We start from the raw sequence: 14144 nt of genomic DNA on the forward strand, positions 1-14144 counted from the left end.
CCGACGTGGCTGTCCCCGATGTGGTTGTCCCCGACGTGGCCGTCCCCGACCTGGCTGCCTCAGACATAATCGTCCTCGCCCCCACCCATCATGATCGTGCCATCCTTGGCGAGCGTGCGGGCGATGGCGATGATCGCCTTCTGCGCATCGAGCACTTCCGACAGGCGCATCGGGCCACGCGCTTCCATCTCGTCGCGGATGCCGTCGGCCGCACGGGCAGACATGCAGCCGAGGAAGCGGTTGCGCGCCGCCTCATCCACGCCCTTCAACGCGCGGGTCAGGATGTCGCTGTCGATGTTGCGGATCAGCGTGCCCAAATTCTTGTCGTCCATGTCGAGCAGATTGTCGAAGACGAACATTGCCTCCTCGATCGCCCGTGCGGTTTCCTTGTCCAGCTTGAACAGCTTGGGCATGACGCGCTGCTCGGTCGCCTTGCGTGCACCCTGCAGGATCTTCGCCGCCTCGCGCGTACCGCCCAGCTTCACCTGCGTGCCCTGCGCAGCGCTCACCGCGCGGCTGCCGATCATCGTCTTCAGCGTCTCGACCGCTTCCGGCGTGATCGGGCCAAGCTTGGCGATCCGGTGCAGGATCTCGGGTTGCGCCGCGTCGGGCAGCAATTCCAGCACCTGCGCCCCGACCGCCGGATCAAGGTTGGCGATCAGCAAGGCGCAGACCTGCGGGTGCTCCTTTTCGATCATCGCCGCGATGTCCGTCGCGTCCAGCCAGTCGAGCAGCTCGATCTCGCATGCCGCTTCCGGCGGGGTAATGCGCGCCAGCACGCTTTCCGCCTTCTCCTGACCCAGCGCGCGGTGCATCACCGCCTCGATCTTGGGCTTGGGGTCGAAGGTGATGCCGGTCCGCTCACGCGCGCGCCCGACGAAATCGTCCAGCACGCCCTCGACGTCCGCCTCGCTGACATCGGCGACGGTGTACATCGCACGGCCCAGCTCGCGCACCTCGTCGGGCTCGAGCTTCTGGAGGATCGCCGCGGCCTCCTCCTCGCCCACCAGCATCATCAGCACCGCGGCACGTTCGGTACCGGTAAAAGTGCGCAGCGCGATCTCGCTCACTGCGCGGTCGCCTTCATCATGTCACGCACCGCCAGCGCAGCGCGCGCCGGATTGTCGCGGGTGAAGCCGCGAACCTTGCCGATCCGCTCGTCGTAATTGCGGCTCGCCTCGATTTCGTCCAGCGTCACCGGCGGTGCCACGGCGATCTCGGCGGCGCCAATCGTGCCCTCCATGCCGTCACCGCTGCCCTCGCCGCCCGCGGCAAGCATCGCGCGCGACGGTGCCTCCGCCTCTTCCTTCTTCTTCATCAGCGCCTTGGCGAGCGGGCGCACGCCCAGCAGCAGGACCAGCAGCGCGATCAGGATCGCGGTCACGTTGCGCGCAATCACCGGCATCCAGCTATTGTCGTACCAGGCGGGACCATCGCTGGCGCCCTCGCCTTCACCGGCGAACTTGCGGCTGATCACCGTCACCTGATCATTGCGCCCCTGATCATAGCCAACCGCGGAGCGGACCAACTGGGTGATCTGGTTGATCTCCATCGCGGTGCGCTTGCCCTGTTCAGGCTCGCGCAGCAGCACCGCTACCGACAGGCGCTTGACCCCGCCCGGCGCCGCCCGCGTCACCGATACTTCGCGGCCGAGATCGTAGGAGCGGGCGAACTGATCGGACTGCTTGTTCGGATTGGGCGCCGGGCCGCCAGCGACCGGCTGGCCCGGGGCGACGGGCTGACCGTTCGCGCCCGTCGCGGCCTGCGGCTGCTGCAATGCTGCGGCGGGCGGCGGCGTGTTGCTCAGCGCGCCGGGGATACCGCCGGGTGCTTGGCTGTCGGGCGCCTGGTTGCCCGTCCAATTGCCGGTTTCGGCGCGCAGCGCGCCTTCCTTCTCGTAGCTTTCGCGGGTCGCGGACGTCTCGTCCATGTTGACGTCGGCCTGCACCTCGGCGGTGAAGTTGCCGGCGCCCACCAGCGGCGTCAGCAGCTGGATCAACTGCGTGCGGTACTTTTCCTCCACCTGCCGCTGCAGCGCGATCCGCTGCTCGGTGCCGCTCTGCCCCATGCCGCCGGGCTTGGAGAGCAGGCCGCCCATCTGGTCGACGATGGTCACCGCCTCGGGCTTCATGCCCGGCACCGATGAGGCGACGAGGTTGATGATCGACTGCACCTGCGCCTCGCTCAACGCACGGCCGCCCTGCAGCTTCACCACCACGGAGGCCGAAGGCTGGGCATTGTCGCGCACGAACACGCTGGATTCCGGCATCGCCAGATGAACGCGCGCCTCGGTCACGACATCGATCTCCTGGATCGATCGCGCCAGCTCCGTTTCGCGCGCCTGGCGCAGCCGCTCGCCCTCGACGGCGCGGCTGACGCCCATCGGCAACTGATCGAGGATAGCGTAGCCGCCCGGCGCTGCCTTGGGCAGGCCCTGGCCCGCCAGCAGCAGGCGCGCGCGGGAATAATCCTCCTCGTTCACCGTCACCGCATCGGTCGCTTCGTCGATGTGGCTGGTAATGCTCGCCGCGGACAGCGCCTGGGTGACGGCCGCCTTGTCGGCGTCCGGCAGCCCCGAATAGAGCATCTTCTGCGGCGGCGTGGACAGCGCCGACCATGCCAGCGCCGAGGCGCCGATCAGGCTGACCATCAGCGCCATCGGGCCGGCACGGCGCACCGCGGGCTGTGCGAACACGCCCTGGATCTGCTTCAGCGGGTTCGCGAAGCGCTCCGGGATCACCGAGTTCGGCTGGCCGGGGTTCGTAGGGGCAAGTGCGTTAGCCATATCAGACCGGCATGCTCATGATGTCCTTGTACGCGGACAGGATCTTGTTGCGGACTTGCAGCGTCGCCTCGAAGCCGACCGAGGCCTCCTGCCGGGCAAGCATCACCTTGGCGATGTCGACCGTCTCGCCACGCTCATAGGCTTCGGTCAGCGCGGAGGATTTCTGCGACTGCGCGTTCACCGATTGCAGCGCGCTTTCCATCGTCGCGGCAAAACTTCCCGCCTGCTGCGCGCCGGAAGCGGGCGCGCTCTCCGCCACCGCGACGGTCGCATTCGCCCGGCTCAGCGCAGCGTTGCGCTCCAGGATCTGGGCACGCAGCGCCATCACCCGGTCGACCCCGCCTACACCACCAACACCGCTCATGCCGTCAGTCTCCGATCATGCGGCGCGGCAATTTCTTCACCCTGCTCGCGCGCCTTCGCGAGACGGTAACGCAAGGTTCGTTCCGAAATGCCGAGGCGGCGGGCAGTTTCGATACGATTTCCGCCGCACGCCTTCAAAGTCTCGCGGATCGCGGCAAATTCGGACAGCTGAACGACCGACCCGAGCGTCGTGGCGCCCGGTGCCGCAGGCTCATCGGCAAAGACGAACGGGCGCGGCGCGCTGGCGCGATCGAACACGATGTGATCGGCCTCGATCGTCTCGCCACCGCAGAACAGCAGGGCGCGCTGGATGACATTCTCGAGCTCGCGGACGTTGCCGGGCCAGTCATGCGCGACCAGCTTGGCGATCGCCTCATGTGAGGGCCAGGGAACCACGGCGCGAACGCCGGCATGACGCAGGATCATCGTCGCGGCGAGCGCGGGCACGTCCTGCGCACGATCCGCCAGCGCCCGCGTGGTGAGCGGAAACACCGACAGGCGGTAGTAAAGGTCGGCGCGGAAGCGGCCGGCGGCCACCTCTTCCTGAAGGTCGCGGTTGGCGCAGGCGACGACGCGCACGTCGATCGGCACCGGATGCGTCGCGCCGATCGGAACGACTTCGCGCTCCTGCAGGACACGCAGCAGCTTGGCCTGTAGCGGCAGCGGCATCTCGGCGATTTCGTCGAGCACGATCGTGCCGCCATTGGCCGCGCGGAAGAAGCCCTCGCCCCCCGATGAGGCGCCCGTGTAGCTGCCCTTCACATGGCCGAACAGCATCGCTTCCAGCATGGTTTCGGGCAGCGCGGCGCAATTGATCGCAATGAACGGGCCGTCCGCGCGCCCCGAGTTGCGATGGATCGCACGCGCCAGCACTTCCTTGCCGGTACCGGTCGGCCCGTTGATCAGGACCGTGATGTCGGCAGCGGCAACGCGCTCGGCCAGCGCGAACAGCGCCAGCGTCTCGGGATCGGCGGCGGTGGGAAGCTCGGGGCCGCCCGCCAGTGCGCGGGCAAAGGCATTGCCGACCACCGAATCGGCATGATCGAACCGCAGCCGCGCCGGCGCACCATCGCGAAACGGCGTCACCTGCGGCGCGCCGCGCGACAGGATGACGGTGCGCGCCGGCACGGGAGAGGCCTCGCCCTCGGCCACCAGCCACGCAGTATCCGGCTGCGGGCGCCCGGACGGCGCGGCAACGACAAAGCCCTGCGCGCGAAGCGAGGAAACCAGCGTGACATGCGTATCGGCAACAGCAGCGGACGGAACGATCGAGCGCAAAACTTTTCCCCCACGGAATGATCCTGTCTCTAGGCATTAGTTGGTTAACGACCTCTTGAGCCGGCAGCCGGCCGGCAGAATTTTTCCGGGTGCGCATCGCGCGCGCAAATGCGCCCGAACGCGCCGCGCGCACCCAAACGGGCGCGCTCCTGCCCGGACCCGCGCGCGAGGAAGGCGGCTCTGGCAGCCGCTTGCCGCCTTGCCGGAATGCCGGCCAACTCTTGCCGGCTGCCGGCAATCGCCCCCGATCGTCAGAGCGCGCGCGCCGCATTTCCCGCCGTCCCGATGGCCTGCAAAAAAGTTCTAAAAGCTTCCGTGCCTTGGCCGTTTCGTATGGCGACGGCTCGGCCCTCCGCTCTGGGGGCGGCGGGGCGGTCGTAACCACAAAGGAACGTACGATGACCGTGATCAACAGCAACATCTCGTCGCTGCGCGCCAGCAACGCTTCGAACAAGGCGCAGTCGGCTCTCTCGACCGCCATGGAGCGCCTCTCGACCGGCAAGCGCATCAACTCGGCCAAGGACGACGCCGCCGGCCTCGCCATCGCCAGCTCGATGACCGCGCAGATCCGCGGCATGAACCAGGGCATCCGCAACGCCAACGACGGCATTTCGATGGCGCAGTCGGCAGAGGGCGCGCTGGATGAAGTCGGCAACATGCTGCAGCGCATGCGTGAGCTTGCTACGCAGGCAGCGTCGGGCACCTACAGCGCCGACGACAAGAGCAACATGCAGAAGGAAGTCGACGCTCTGCAGACGCAGGTCACCAGCATCATTGAAAACACCAAGTTCAATGGCGTCGCCTTGTTCGACAAGACCAAAGATGCAGCAACTGGTGGCGATGACGTTAAAATTCAGGTCGGCGCAACGAAGGACGATACGGTCACGCTGAAGAAGGGCGGCCTGTCGGAGGTGGTTTCGCTGGTTTCTGGCACAGGCAAGCTTGACCTGTCGGCTACGGGCTTCAGCGCTGACACTGTTCTCGGTGATGGTACGACCTCCGGCACCGGCGCTGGTACGATTGACGTTGCACTTGGTGCGATCGCTACGGTTCGTGCAAGCCTTGGCGCCTCGCAGAGCCAGCTTGAATCGGCTGTCAACAACATGACGACTAACTCAACCAACCTCTCCGACGCACGCAGCCGGATCGAAGACGCCGACTTCTCGGCCGAATCGACCAACCTCGCCAAGGCGCAGATCCTGTCGCAGGCGTCCACCGCGATGCTGGCTCAGGCGAACCAGTCGCAGCAGGGCGTGATGAAGCTTCTCGGCTAATCCGTCGGCGGCACCGGCATCGCCCCCAAATGGGTGTCGGTGCCGCTCCGCTCAGCGTAGCAGAGACAGACGGAGGAACCCGGTGGCCGCGTGCCGCCGGGTTTTCGGCGTGTGGAGCGGATGGGAAGGAAAGCTGGCGCCCGTATATAAAGCATCGTCACCCCGGACTTGATCCGGGGTCCCGCTATCTGTGCGACGGTCGAGAAGAAGAAGCGGGATCCCGGATCAAGTCCGGGATGACGGTCGTGCGGTGTCCCGCACATGTCCGGGATGACTCGCGGCCGGGTCAGGCCTCCGCGATCACCCGATAGTCGATCGGCTTGAAGCTGCCGCCGTTGGACGAATAGGCCGAACAGGCGGTCAGGCCGATGACGAGGTCCATCGCCGCGCGGAACACGATCTTGTCGCCGGCCTTGCTGATCGGCGGCAACACCTCGAGCTTTCCCGTCTCGCCGTTGACCGGCACGTTCATGAAGCAGTTGAACGCACACGGGATCATGTCCTCGGTCACGCCATAGGGCGCCAGCGCTGCGGCGAGATTGCCGAAGCAGCCGCGGTGCAGCGGCTTGTCGGGATAGAAATGCCGAAACGTGTCGTAGCTGCACGGCGTCAGCAGGAAATCGTGGCGGCCGACATCGTCCGCGACGATCTCCAGCATGGGCCGCGAACGGTTCGAATAGAGCGTGTGGCCGGTCGTCAGATAGATCGTCTCGGCATAATCGAACGTCCGCCCGGACGAGATCGCCTCCCCCACGTCATCGGCGTTGAAGGCGAGCAGGTCGGACACCTGCACTCCCATCGGGTCGATCACTTCGAGGATGGCGCCCTTGTCGAGGCGAAAGGCCGTGCCGCTTCGTTCGGGAATCCGTGTCGCTTCAGTCATCAGCACCGCGATAGTGGAAAGGGCAGGCCCAGGCGTCATCGACCACCCGCCCGCTATATTGCCGCGCCTCGCTGGCGGTGCCGTGGCGCGCCAGCATCGGGTTGCGCGATCCGGCCAGCGCCTCGTCGCGCACCAGGATCTTCTCGCGCATCCCCTCGTACCGGCCCTCGGCGCGCAGGATCTCGAACTGGTCGTGCAGGTTGAACACCAGCGCCGGCTTGGCAAAGCGGCGGGCGGGGCGGCTGGCATGGGGGTGAAGTCCGACGACGAAGAACGCCTCGCCGCCGAAGCTCAGCGAGAAATGCGGGTCCTCCGGATCATGGCTGACGCGATGGTCATATTCCTGGCCGCGCCACACGTCCTTGTCAGACAAGGATTGCACGCGATCCCACAGCGCCTGCTCGAACGCCGGCTCGTCGAGATCCTCGGGGCCGTTGAACACCACGGCAAAGCTGCGGAACAGTGCCGGCTCCTCGCGATAGGCGGAGGCAAAGCGCAACAGACCATCATGGATGCGCAGGTCGTCCCACCCGCTGTCGATGCGGTTGCAGGCCAGGACGTTCAGCGTCCCCTTGGCCAGCGCCGCCTTGGCACCGACGCAGGGAAATAGCCGATCCTCGACATGGACCTGAAGCAGGCGCTCGAATCGATCCTGATCCTCGTGGCGCCAGGGAAACAACGGTGTAGCGGGCTGAGGCATGGGCCCGAGATACGCTCAGCCCGGCGGGAGTGTTCCCGGCGAACCGCTTGATATCGATCAAGATCCGCCTCGTGGCGGCTCCTTCCCTCAGCCGCGCAGCAGCGTCTTCTTCAGCCGCGCGTGTGCCGCGCTCTTGATCTGGCACACCCGCGCGGCGCCGACACCGAGCACTTCGCCGATCTCGTCGAGGTTCAATTCCTCGACATGATAAAGCTGGATCACCAGCTGTTCGCGTTCCGGCAACGCCGCGATCGCCGCAATCAGCCGCTCGCGCTGCTGCCCCTCGGCGAGCTGGTCGAACGCGTTGGGCTCATCGCTGGCGAACCAGGGCTGGTCGTCGACATAAACGTCGTCGATCGATTCGAACTTCACCGCCTCCGCGGCGGCGTAATCCAGCCGAAGCTTCTCCACCGTCACCCCCAGCCGCTTTGCCGTCTCGTCATCCTTGGGTGGGCGACCAAGCTCGCCGGTCAGCGTCTGCACCGTGCGGGCATAGTCGCGCCGCCGCTTGATCGCCCCGCGCGTCATCGCGGCGTGGCGGCGAAGCTCGTCGATCATCGCCCCGCGCAGCCGGGTGGTAAGATATTGCTTGAACGTCACCTGCCCGCGATCCTCGAACGATCCCGCCGCCTCGACCAGCGCGACCAGCCCGGTCTGCACCAGATCCTCCACCTCGATCGCGGTCGAAACGCTGCCATGGACATGCCACGCCAGCCGGCGGACGAGCGGGAGGTGCTCGCGCACCAATGCCCCTTCATCGCGCGCGCGCTGCCGCGGCGAATAGGTCAGCGGCATCGCCTCGGCGAAGGCTGCGGCCATCGGCATCGCGCTCACGCCGCCACCGCCATCTGGGGCTGGCCCGCACCAATTGCAGGATGCGTGTCATTCGCGCCGATCACGGCGACGACCTCGACGGCCTTGTCCTCGGGGACTTCGAAGAAGCTCATGACGGGGGTATCCGGCAGACAGGTTTTGACCAACTTGCGGATCGCGACGCGGATCGCGGGCTGCACGACGAGTGCGAAGGGCTTGGCCTCGGCGATCATCGGCTGGGCGGCGCGCTGCAGCGCATCGACAATGCGGCGGCCGAGCTCGGGCTCGACGACATGGCGGCGCGACGGGTCGGACCGCATCGCCTGGCCAAGCAGGCCCTCGAGGCCGCCTTCCAGCGTCATCACGCGCAGCGGCTCGCGCACGCCGCACAATTTCTGGATGATCAGCGGGCCCAGTTCCGGGCGGATCAGCTCGACGATTTCCTCGGCATCCTGCGTGCGCTGCGCCACGACTGCGACGGCAGAGGCGATACGGCGGAATTCCTTCAGCGTGATGCCTTCGTTCAGCAGCGCCTTCAGCACGCTGGTCAGCGTGGTGAGCGACAGCGGCTGCGGCACCATCGAGGCGACGAGCTGCGGGTTGCGCTCCTTCAGCCCATCGAGCAGCGCCTGCACCTCGTCCGCGCCCAGCAGGTCGGCGGCATTGGCGCCCAGCGCGTGGTTTAGGTGCGTCGCGATCACGGTGCCGCTATCGACCACCAGGTAACCCGCGCCGGTCGCGGCATCGGCATCACCCGGCGCGATCCACGTCGCGTCGAGGCCAAAGGTGGGGTCCTTCGCCTTCTTGCCCTGCAACTCGCCGAAGCCGGTGCCGGTGTCGAGCGCCAGCATCTCGTCCGGCGACACCTGATCCTCGCCGACGACCACGCCGCCCACGAGGAGGCGATAGGTGTAGGGAGCGAGGTTGATGTCGTCGCGCACCTTCACCTGCGGCACGACGAAGCCGAGTTCCTTCGACAGCTGCCGGCGCACGCCAGTGATCCGGCCCATCAGCGGCGCGCCCTTGCGCTCATCGACCAGCGGCACGAGGCCATAGCCAATGTCGAGATTGACCATCATGCCGTCGGTCACTTCCTCCCAGCCGATGCGCGACTGGTCGACCGGCTCGGGCGCGGCGACTTCCTCGATGGGCGCCGGGCGCTGCGCGATCTTGTGCAGCTTCCACGCGGTGAAGCCGGCGATCGCGGCGGCGGGCAGCAGAATGAGGTGCGGCATGCCCGGCATGACGCCCAACAGGCCAAGGATGCCGGCCACCGGCGTCCAGGTGCGCGGGCTACCGAATTGGCTGCCGATCTGGCCGGCAAGATCCTTCTCGCTCGACACGCGGGTCACGATCGCGGCGGCAGCGATCGACAGCATCAGCGCCGGCAGCTGCGCGACCAGCGCGTCACCGATCGCGAGCAGCGTATAGGTCTTGGCCGCTTCGGCGATCGACAGCCCGTGGCTGACGGGGCCTAGGATCAACCCGCCGATGATGTTCGCCGCAAGGATCAGGATCGCGGCAATCGCGTCGCCCTTCACGAACTTCGACGAACCATCCATCGAGCCGTAGAAATCCGCCTCGGTGGACACCTCGATGCGGCGCTTCTTCGCTTCGTCGGGCGTCATCAGGCCGGCGTTGAGATCGGCGTCGATCGCCATCTGCTTGCCGGGCAACGCATCCAGCGTGAAGCGCGCCGACACTTCGGACACGCGGCCAGCACCCTTGGTCACCACGATCAAATTGATGATCATCAGGATCGCGAAGACGAAGATGCCGACGATATAGTCGCCGCCGATCAGGAAGCTGCCGAACGCCTCGATGACATGGCCGGCCGCCGCCTCGCCCTCATGTCCGTGCACCAGCACGACGCGCGTCGACGCGACGTTGAGGCCCAGGCGAAACAGCGTCGCGAACAGCAGCACCGTCGGAAAGGACGAGAAGTCGAGCGGCTTCTGCGCGTTCAGCGCGACCATCAGCACGGCCAAGCTGATCGCGATATTGGCGACGAAGAAGATGTCGAGGAGGAAGGCCGGGATCGGCACGACCATCACGAGCACCAGCAGCAGGATCGCGGCGGGCAGCGCCACCTGGCGTGAATTGGCGAGCAGCTTCACTTAGGTCAGCCCCCCATGCTCGCGAGCATCATGTACGCCAGCCGCGCATTGTCCGGCGACGGGCGCAGCAGGTTGGCTGCCTGCGCGGATGCCTGATTGGCGGTCCGGCCCATGGCGGCATTGGCCCAGGTCATCGCGTCGGATGCGGACTGGTTCGCGCCGGTGATCACCGTCGCCCCCTCCATGTCGAGCATCTGGGCGGCAAATTGCAGACGCGGCAACGAATTGCCGGCATTGCCGGTGCTGCCGGCAGGCCCCGCCCCGTCGCCCAGCTTCGCGCCGAACCGCTCGTACACGTCGGACAGCGAGCGGGCGGAGCCGTCACGGTTGAAGAACACGTTGCGGTTCGCGCCGGCCGCGGCGGGGAACATGCTCGCCGCGGTGCGATCGGGCGATACCTGCATTGCCTTCAGGAACTGCTTGGCGCCGCCCAGCCCCAGGAAATGCGCCATGTAGAGGTCAGTGCCGGTCGCCTCGCGGCCAAGGCTCGCCTCCAGCGCATCCTTGTTGTCGGACGCATGTTCGGCCGCCATCAGCGACGCGGCTTCGGGGTTGTTGCGCAGGTCGAGGATCGCGCGGCGCAGGCCGGGATCGCTCACCGTCAGCCGGCCGGCGCCATTGCGCTGGATGCCGTCCGCGGCCCAGCCCATGCCATGCTCCGCACCATGGTTCTTCACCACCGCCAGCCAGCTCTGCTCGATGAACTGATACAGGCCGCTCGCCGACGAGGTGCGGGCACGCGCCGATGCGTTGAAGCCGCTTTCCACCTTCGCCTGGCCAAGCAGGTAATCGAAATCGATCCCGGTCTTGGCAGCGGCGCGCTGGATCGCGGTCTGCACCCGCCCAGCGGCGGCATTAAGAGCGTTGACGGTCATCGGTGCTGAAACATTCCCTGTTCGCAGGAACGATCAGCAAGGAGTGTGCCAGAAGGCGTGCGCGTCAGCGGGGAATCAGGGGCAGGCCAGGTCGAACGGCAAACAGGTGCTGCGCGGCCCGAACGCCGCCCGCACCACAGAACGATGACAGGTCAGGCGTAGGCCGGCGCCCGACGATAGGAATTGCTGTCCTCACCGGTGAGGAGCTGCAGGCGACGGCGCACATTGGCCGCCATCAGGTTCACGTAAATCCGGCAGGTGTCGTTGAGCCGGTTGGCCTCGTCGGCCAGGTCGCGAAGCTCCGGCCCCGCGGGCCCCTCGCCCAGACCCCGCAGCGTCTCGATCGCGGTCAGCTTTGCCGAGGTCGCCTTTTCCAGCTCGGCGACATTGTTCGCCTTCAGCGCGGCGATCTCGCCGTGCAGCGTGTCGATCACGCGGATAAGGGCATCACGCCTTGTCATTCGACATCCATTCGTAGCGGGCGGCGATCAGCGCGTCGGCGATGGTGGAGGGGGAAAGCGGAAACGTGCCTTTGGCAATCGCTTCCTTGATCTTGGCGACGCGCTCCACATCGACCGGCGCGCTGGCCGACAGCTGCGCCGCCACGGTCGGCGTCGGCGCGGCCTGCGGCTGTTTCGTCACGCCGGCGGCGGCCGCCGGCGTCGCAACGCGCGACACGCCGGCGATGCGGTCGCGCGGTCTTGTCCCGATCGGTTCGACCATAAAAATCCCCGTTGCACCTCGATCCCACCGGCATAAACGGCCGGCAGCCAGGCACCTTTAGGATTTTTTTCACTCCACCCATCCGGGCAGGGTCGCGCGACCAGCGGCAACGGCCACTGCCTGCACCGGCATCTTGCCGCCATCGATTCGCACCATCAGGCGCTGGCCCTCTGCCGCGTCGGCCATGGCGATGCCCTCGCGCGTGATCGAAAAGCCGTCGGATCCCGCCTCGATCACCAAAGGATCGCCGCGCTTGATGACCTTTTCCGCCATCGCGGCCGGCGCCGCGGCGGCGCCCCCCGGCCGGGTCACTACCGTCGCGCCGGCGGGCATGCGGATCGGCACGAACAGCCGCCATTCCGGCGCGGCGCACGACACCACCACGGCATCATGCGCATCGGTGCGCCAGGACAGCGCCACGGTGGAACATTGCTTCAGCCGCAGCCGCGGGTCGATCGCGGCACGCGGGCCGCCATCCTCGCCGATCGACTTGCCGGCAAAGGCGGCGACCGCCTTGTCGAGTGCGGTCGTATCCTGATGGGCAGTGGCGGTGGCAGGCGCAGCGAGCGCCAGGACGAGCGCGATCACATGGATTCTCCGGTAAGGGACAAGGTAACGACGACCTGCCGGCGCGATGGCCGGTCGGCGGTCAGGATGATGATGCGGCCATTCGCCACCGGGGCAAGCGCGGCCGCGACGGCGCGCGCGCGATCGGCGGCAAGCACCGCAGCACTGCCGGTCGCGCGATCGACATCGGCGGGTGACCCGTCGACCGCGCCCGTGATGCGCAGCGTGACACGCGGGTCACGCGCCGCTTCTTCAGCCCAGGCAACAAGGCTGCCCGGCGCCGCCGGCAGGCGCGCAGAACCGGGTGCGAAGTTGAACATGCCGGCGGCCGCCAGCGGCAATGGATCTGGCCTTGGCGCCGCGGCCGGCTCGCCAAAGGCAGCCCGCACCGCCTGCATCAGCGCGGCGCGGTCCAGACTCTGATTGGCGTGGAGCAGCACGAAGAAGCCGACCAGCAGCAGCGCGAGGTCCGCCAGCGTGATCAGCCACAATGGCCGATGCGCCGCCGCAACGGGAAAGTCTTCGGCTGTCGTCATGCCGCCTCGCTCCGCCGCGCGGGCGAGAAGCTGACCGGCTGCGGCTCCTCGCGCGCGGCCAGCGCGACGAGCGGCGCCTCCAGCCGCTGGCGCTCGAACCCCTCGATCCGCGCCGCCGTCCGCAGCCGCGCGGCAATCGGCAGCGCGACTAGATTGCCCAGCAACGCGCCATAGAGCGTCGCCAGCAGCGCCACCGCCATCGCCCCACCGATCGCTTGCGGATCGGTCATCTGCACGAACATCGCGACCAGCCCGACCAACGTTCCGACCATCCCCATCGACGGCGCGGCTTCCGCCATGCCGGCCCAGATGTCGGCAACCGACACGTGACGCTCGATCCGCGCGCGACGCAGATAGTGCAGCCGTGCGGCGACCTGCGCCGGGCCGTGCCCGTCAACGATATCGGCGATCGCCGCCGCAACATCGGGGTCGGCAATGACCGATCGGTCCAGCGCGAGGACCCCGTGCCGCTTCGCGATCCGGCTGAACGCTCCGATCTGCTCGATCAGCGGATCGGCGCTGAACGGGCGACGCGGCAAAGCGCGCAGCGCGACGATCGCGCGGCCCACATCGCGCAGCGGGCTGCGCAGGATGGCCGACGCCACCGTGCCGCCGCCCACGATGGCAAGCGCTGTTGGATCGAGGAAGGCACCAAAGTTCATCCCCGCGCCTACGCAAGCGCCGGGCCAGTTCCGTCGCCCACGGGCCAAGTCCTTGTTGATACGGCAATCGCGCCGGCTCACCGCCGCCACCCGGCAACCTTGCCGGCCGCCCGGCAACATCTTGCCGCCCGCGCCTTGCTGGCGGGTGGCGCTCTGCCGGCAAGGCGAAGTGGCACACACCTTGCTGGGACACTGCGCGCACAGGCACGTGCAGGAGATTTCAGGCCCATGGCCAACGGCAGTCTTTTCGGGGTTCATGGCGCGGCGCTCGAGGTGCGGGCGCAGCGCATGAACGTGCTCGCCTCCAACATCGCCAACGCCTCCACGCCGAACTTCAAGGCGAAGGACATCGATTTCACCAAGGCGCTCGCCTCGGTGGAGCGGCAGGGCGGCGTCGAGCAGGCGACACTGTACCGCACGCCCGACTCGCCCTCGATGGACGGCAACACGGTCGAGCTCAGCAAGGAGCAGACCGCCTTCGCCGAAAACGCCGTCCAGTATCAGACCACGCTGTCGTTCCTGAACGGCCGCATCAACCAGCTCACCCGCGCGCTGAAGGGAGAATAAC

General features: G+C 67.3%; 16 protein-coding genes. 2 read left to right on the forward strand and 14 right to left on the reverse strand.

All coding sequences use genetic code 11. The annotated features are described in order from the left end of the window. Nucleotides 1-59: 59 nt before the first annotated feature. The 4 genes from fliG to L8F96_RS04690 are packed head-to-tail and all read right to left on the reverse strand — an operon-like array spanning nt 60 to nt 4426. Nucleotides 60-1070 carry a flagellar motor switch protein FliG gene (gene fliG, locus L8F96_RS04675; protein ID WP_125944170.1) on the reverse strand — a complete coding sequence of 337 codons (1011 nt, stop codon included), beginning with the start codon at nt 1068-1070 and terminating at the stop codon, nt 60-62. After that, nucleotides 1067-2785 (reverse strand): flagellar basal-body MS-ring/collar protein FliF, encoded by a 1719-nt coding sequence (gene fliF / locus L8F96_RS04680; RefSeq protein ID WP_046407797.1) that lies wholly within the window; start codon nt 2783-2785, stop codon nt 1067-1069. The genes fliG and fliF overlap by 4 nt, the downstream gene beginning before the upstream one ends. Nucleotide 2786: 1 nt before the next feature. Continuing rightward, nucleotides 2787-3149, reverse strand: coding sequence for a flagellar hook-basal body complex protein FliE (gene fliE / locus L8F96_RS04685; protein ID WP_125944169.1), 363 nt, complete (start codon nt 3147-3149; stop codon nt 2787-2789). Beyond that, nucleotides 3146-4426 (reverse strand): sigma-54 interaction domain-containing protein, encoded by a 1281-nt coding sequence (locus tag L8F96_RS04690; RefSeq protein ID WP_145118195.1) that lies wholly within the window; start codon nt 4424-4426, stop codon nt 3146-3148. Before L8F96_RS04690 ends, fliE begins: the two co-directional genes overlap by 4 nt. 398 nt (nt 4427-4824) lie before the next feature. Here L8F96_RS04690 and L8F96_RS04695 point away from each other — a divergent pair, with 398 nt between their 5' ends. Further along, on the forward strand, nt 4825-5700 hold the full coding sequence (locus tag L8F96_RS04695) for a flagellin N-terminal helical domain-containing protein (RefSeq protein WP_334655271.1): 876 nt from the start codon (nt 4825-4827) through the stop codon (nt 5698-5700). Nucleotides 5701-5986: 286 nt separating this feature from the next. Here the strand turns inward: L8F96_RS04695 and L8F96_RS04700 are convergent, their stop codons facing one another. The 10 genes from L8F96_RS04700 to L8F96_RS04745 all read right to left on the reverse strand — a co-directional run bounded on the left by L8F96_RS04700 (nt 5987) and on the right by L8F96_RS04745 (nt 13576). Next, nucleotides 5987-6583 (reverse strand): urea carboxylase-associated family protein, encoded by a 597-nt coding sequence (locus tag L8F96_RS04700; RefSeq protein WP_334655272.1) that lies wholly within the window; start codon nt 6581-6583, stop codon nt 5987-5989. Then, a complete protein-coding gene (gntA, locus tag L8F96_RS04705) occupies nt 6576-7283 on the reverse strand; it encodes a guanitoxin biosynthesis heme-dependent pre-guanitoxin N-hydroxylase GntA (RefSeq protein WP_334655274.1) in 708 nt (235 codons plus the stop codon). Before gntA ends, L8F96_RS04700 begins: the two co-directional genes overlap by 8 nt. A gap of 87 nt (nt 7284-7370) precedes the next feature. Continuing rightward, on the reverse strand, nt 7371-8108 hold the full coding sequence (locus L8F96_RS04710; RefSeq protein ID WP_082102724.1) for a sigma-70 family RNA polymerase sigma factor: 738 nt from the start codon (nt 8106-8108) through the stop codon (nt 7371-7373). 5 nt (nt 8109-8113) lie between these two features. Further along, entirely contained in the window at nt 8114-10213 is a 2100-nt protein-coding gene (gene flhA / locus L8F96_RS04715; RefSeq protein WP_294442336.1) for a flagellar biosynthesis protein FlhA, read from the reverse strand. A gap of 5 nt (nt 10214-10218) precedes the next feature. Next, a complete protein-coding gene (locus L8F96_RS04720; RefSeq protein ID WP_125944163.1) occupies nt 10219-11088 on the reverse strand; it encodes a lytic transglycosylase domain-containing protein in 870 nt (289 codons plus the stop codon). A gap of 152 nt (nt 11089-11240) precedes the next feature. Further along, nucleotides 11241-11549 carry a hypothetical protein gene (locus tag L8F96_RS04725; RefSeq protein ID WP_046407784.1) on the reverse strand — a complete coding sequence of 103 codons (309 nt, stop codon included), beginning with the start codon at nt 11547-11549 and terminating at the stop codon, nt 11241-11243. After that, a complete protein-coding gene (gene flgM / locus L8F96_RS04730; protein WP_334655278.1) occupies nt 11536-11811 on the reverse strand; it encodes a flagellar biosynthesis anti-sigma factor FlgM in 276 nt (91 codons plus the stop codon). Before flgM ends, L8F96_RS04725 begins: the two co-directional genes overlap by 14 nt. Before the next feature lie 69 nt (nt 11812-11880). Further along, nucleotides 11881-12399, reverse strand: coding sequence for a flagella basal body P-ring formation protein FlgA (locus L8F96_RS04735; protein WP_231621856.1), 519 nt, complete (start codon nt 12397-12399; stop codon nt 11881-11883). Then, a complete protein-coding gene (locus L8F96_RS04740) occupies nt 12396-12914 on the reverse strand; it encodes a flagellar motor protein MotB (RefSeq protein WP_334655279.1) in 519 nt (172 codons plus the stop codon). The genes L8F96_RS04735 and L8F96_RS04740 overlap by 4 nt, the downstream gene beginning before the upstream one ends. Beyond that, nucleotides 12911-13576 carry a motility protein A gene (locus tag L8F96_RS04745; RefSeq protein WP_136450745.1) on the reverse strand — a complete coding sequence of 222 codons (666 nt, stop codon included), beginning with the start codon at nt 13574-13576 and terminating at the stop codon, nt 12911-12913. Before L8F96_RS04745 ends, L8F96_RS04740 begins: the two co-directional genes overlap by 4 nt. A 228-nt stretch (nt 13577-13804) precedes the next feature. On the opposite strand from L8F96_RS04745, the gene L8F96_RS04750 reads away from it, so the two are divergent. Beyond that, nucleotides 13805-14143, forward strand: coding sequence for a flagellar basal body rod protein FlgB (locus L8F96_RS04750; protein WP_046407777.1), 339 nt, complete (start codon nt 13805-13807; stop codon nt 14141-14143). The last annotated feature ends 1 nt before the right edge of the window (nt 14144 follow it).

The organism is Sphingomonas panaciterrae, from assembly GCF_036890205.1.
GTDB lineage: Bacteria > Pseudomonadota > Alphaproteobacteria > Sphingomonadales > Sphingomonadaceae > Sphingomonas > Sphingomonas panaciterrae.

What these genes read in the sequence shown, in the direction of transcription:
- fliE (WP_125944169.1), bottom strand. Translation starts at nt 3,149, where the DNA reads ATGAGCGGTGTTGGTGGTGTAGGCGGGGTCGACCGGGTGATGGCGCTG.
- L8F96_RS04745 (WP_136450745.1), bottom strand. Translation starts at nt 13,576, where the DNA reads ATGAACTTTGGTGCCTTCCTCGATCCAACAGCGCTTGCCATCGTGGGC.
- gntA (WP_334655274.1), bottom strand. Translation starts at nt 7,283, where the DNA reads ATGCCTCAGCCCGCTACACCGTTGTTTCCCTGGCGCCACGAGGATCAG.
- L8F96_RS04700 (WP_334655272.1), bottom strand. Translation starts at nt 6,583, where the DNA reads ATGACTGAAGCGACACGGATTCCCGAACGAAGCGGCACGGCCTTTCGC.
- L8F96_RS04725 (WP_046407784.1), bottom strand. Translation starts at nt 11,549, where the DNA reads ATGACAAGGCGTGATGCCCTTATCCGCGTGATCGACACGCTGCACGGC.
- L8F96_RS04695 (WP_334655271.1), top strand. Translation starts at nt 4,825, where the DNA reads ATGACCGTGATCAACAGCAACATCTCGTCGCTGCGCGCCAGCAACGCT.
- L8F96_RS04710 (WP_082102724.1), bottom strand. Translation starts at nt 8,108, where the DNA reads ATGCCGATGGCCGCAGCCTTCGCCGAGGCGATGCCGCTGACCTATTCG.
- L8F96_RS04720 (WP_125944163.1), bottom strand. Translation starts at nt 11,088, where the DNA reads ATGACCGTCAACGCTCTTAATGCCGCCGCTGGGCGGGTGCAGACCGCG.
- flgM (WP_334655278.1), bottom strand. Translation starts at nt 11,811, where the DNA reads ATGGTCGAACCGATCGGGACAAGACCGCGCGACCGCATCGCCGGCGTG.
- L8F96_RS04750 (WP_046407777.1), top strand. Translation starts at nt 13,805, where the DNA reads ATGGCCAACGGCAGTCTTTTCGGGGTTCATGGCGCGGCGCTCGAGGTG.
- fliF (WP_046407797.1), bottom strand. Translation starts at nt 2,785, where the DNA reads ATGGCTAACGCACTTGCCCCTACGAACCCCGGCCAGCCGAACTCGGTG.
- L8F96_RS04740 (WP_334655279.1), bottom strand. Translation starts at nt 12,914, where the DNA reads ATGACGACAGCCGAAGACTTTCCCGTTGCGGCGGCGCATCGGCCATTG.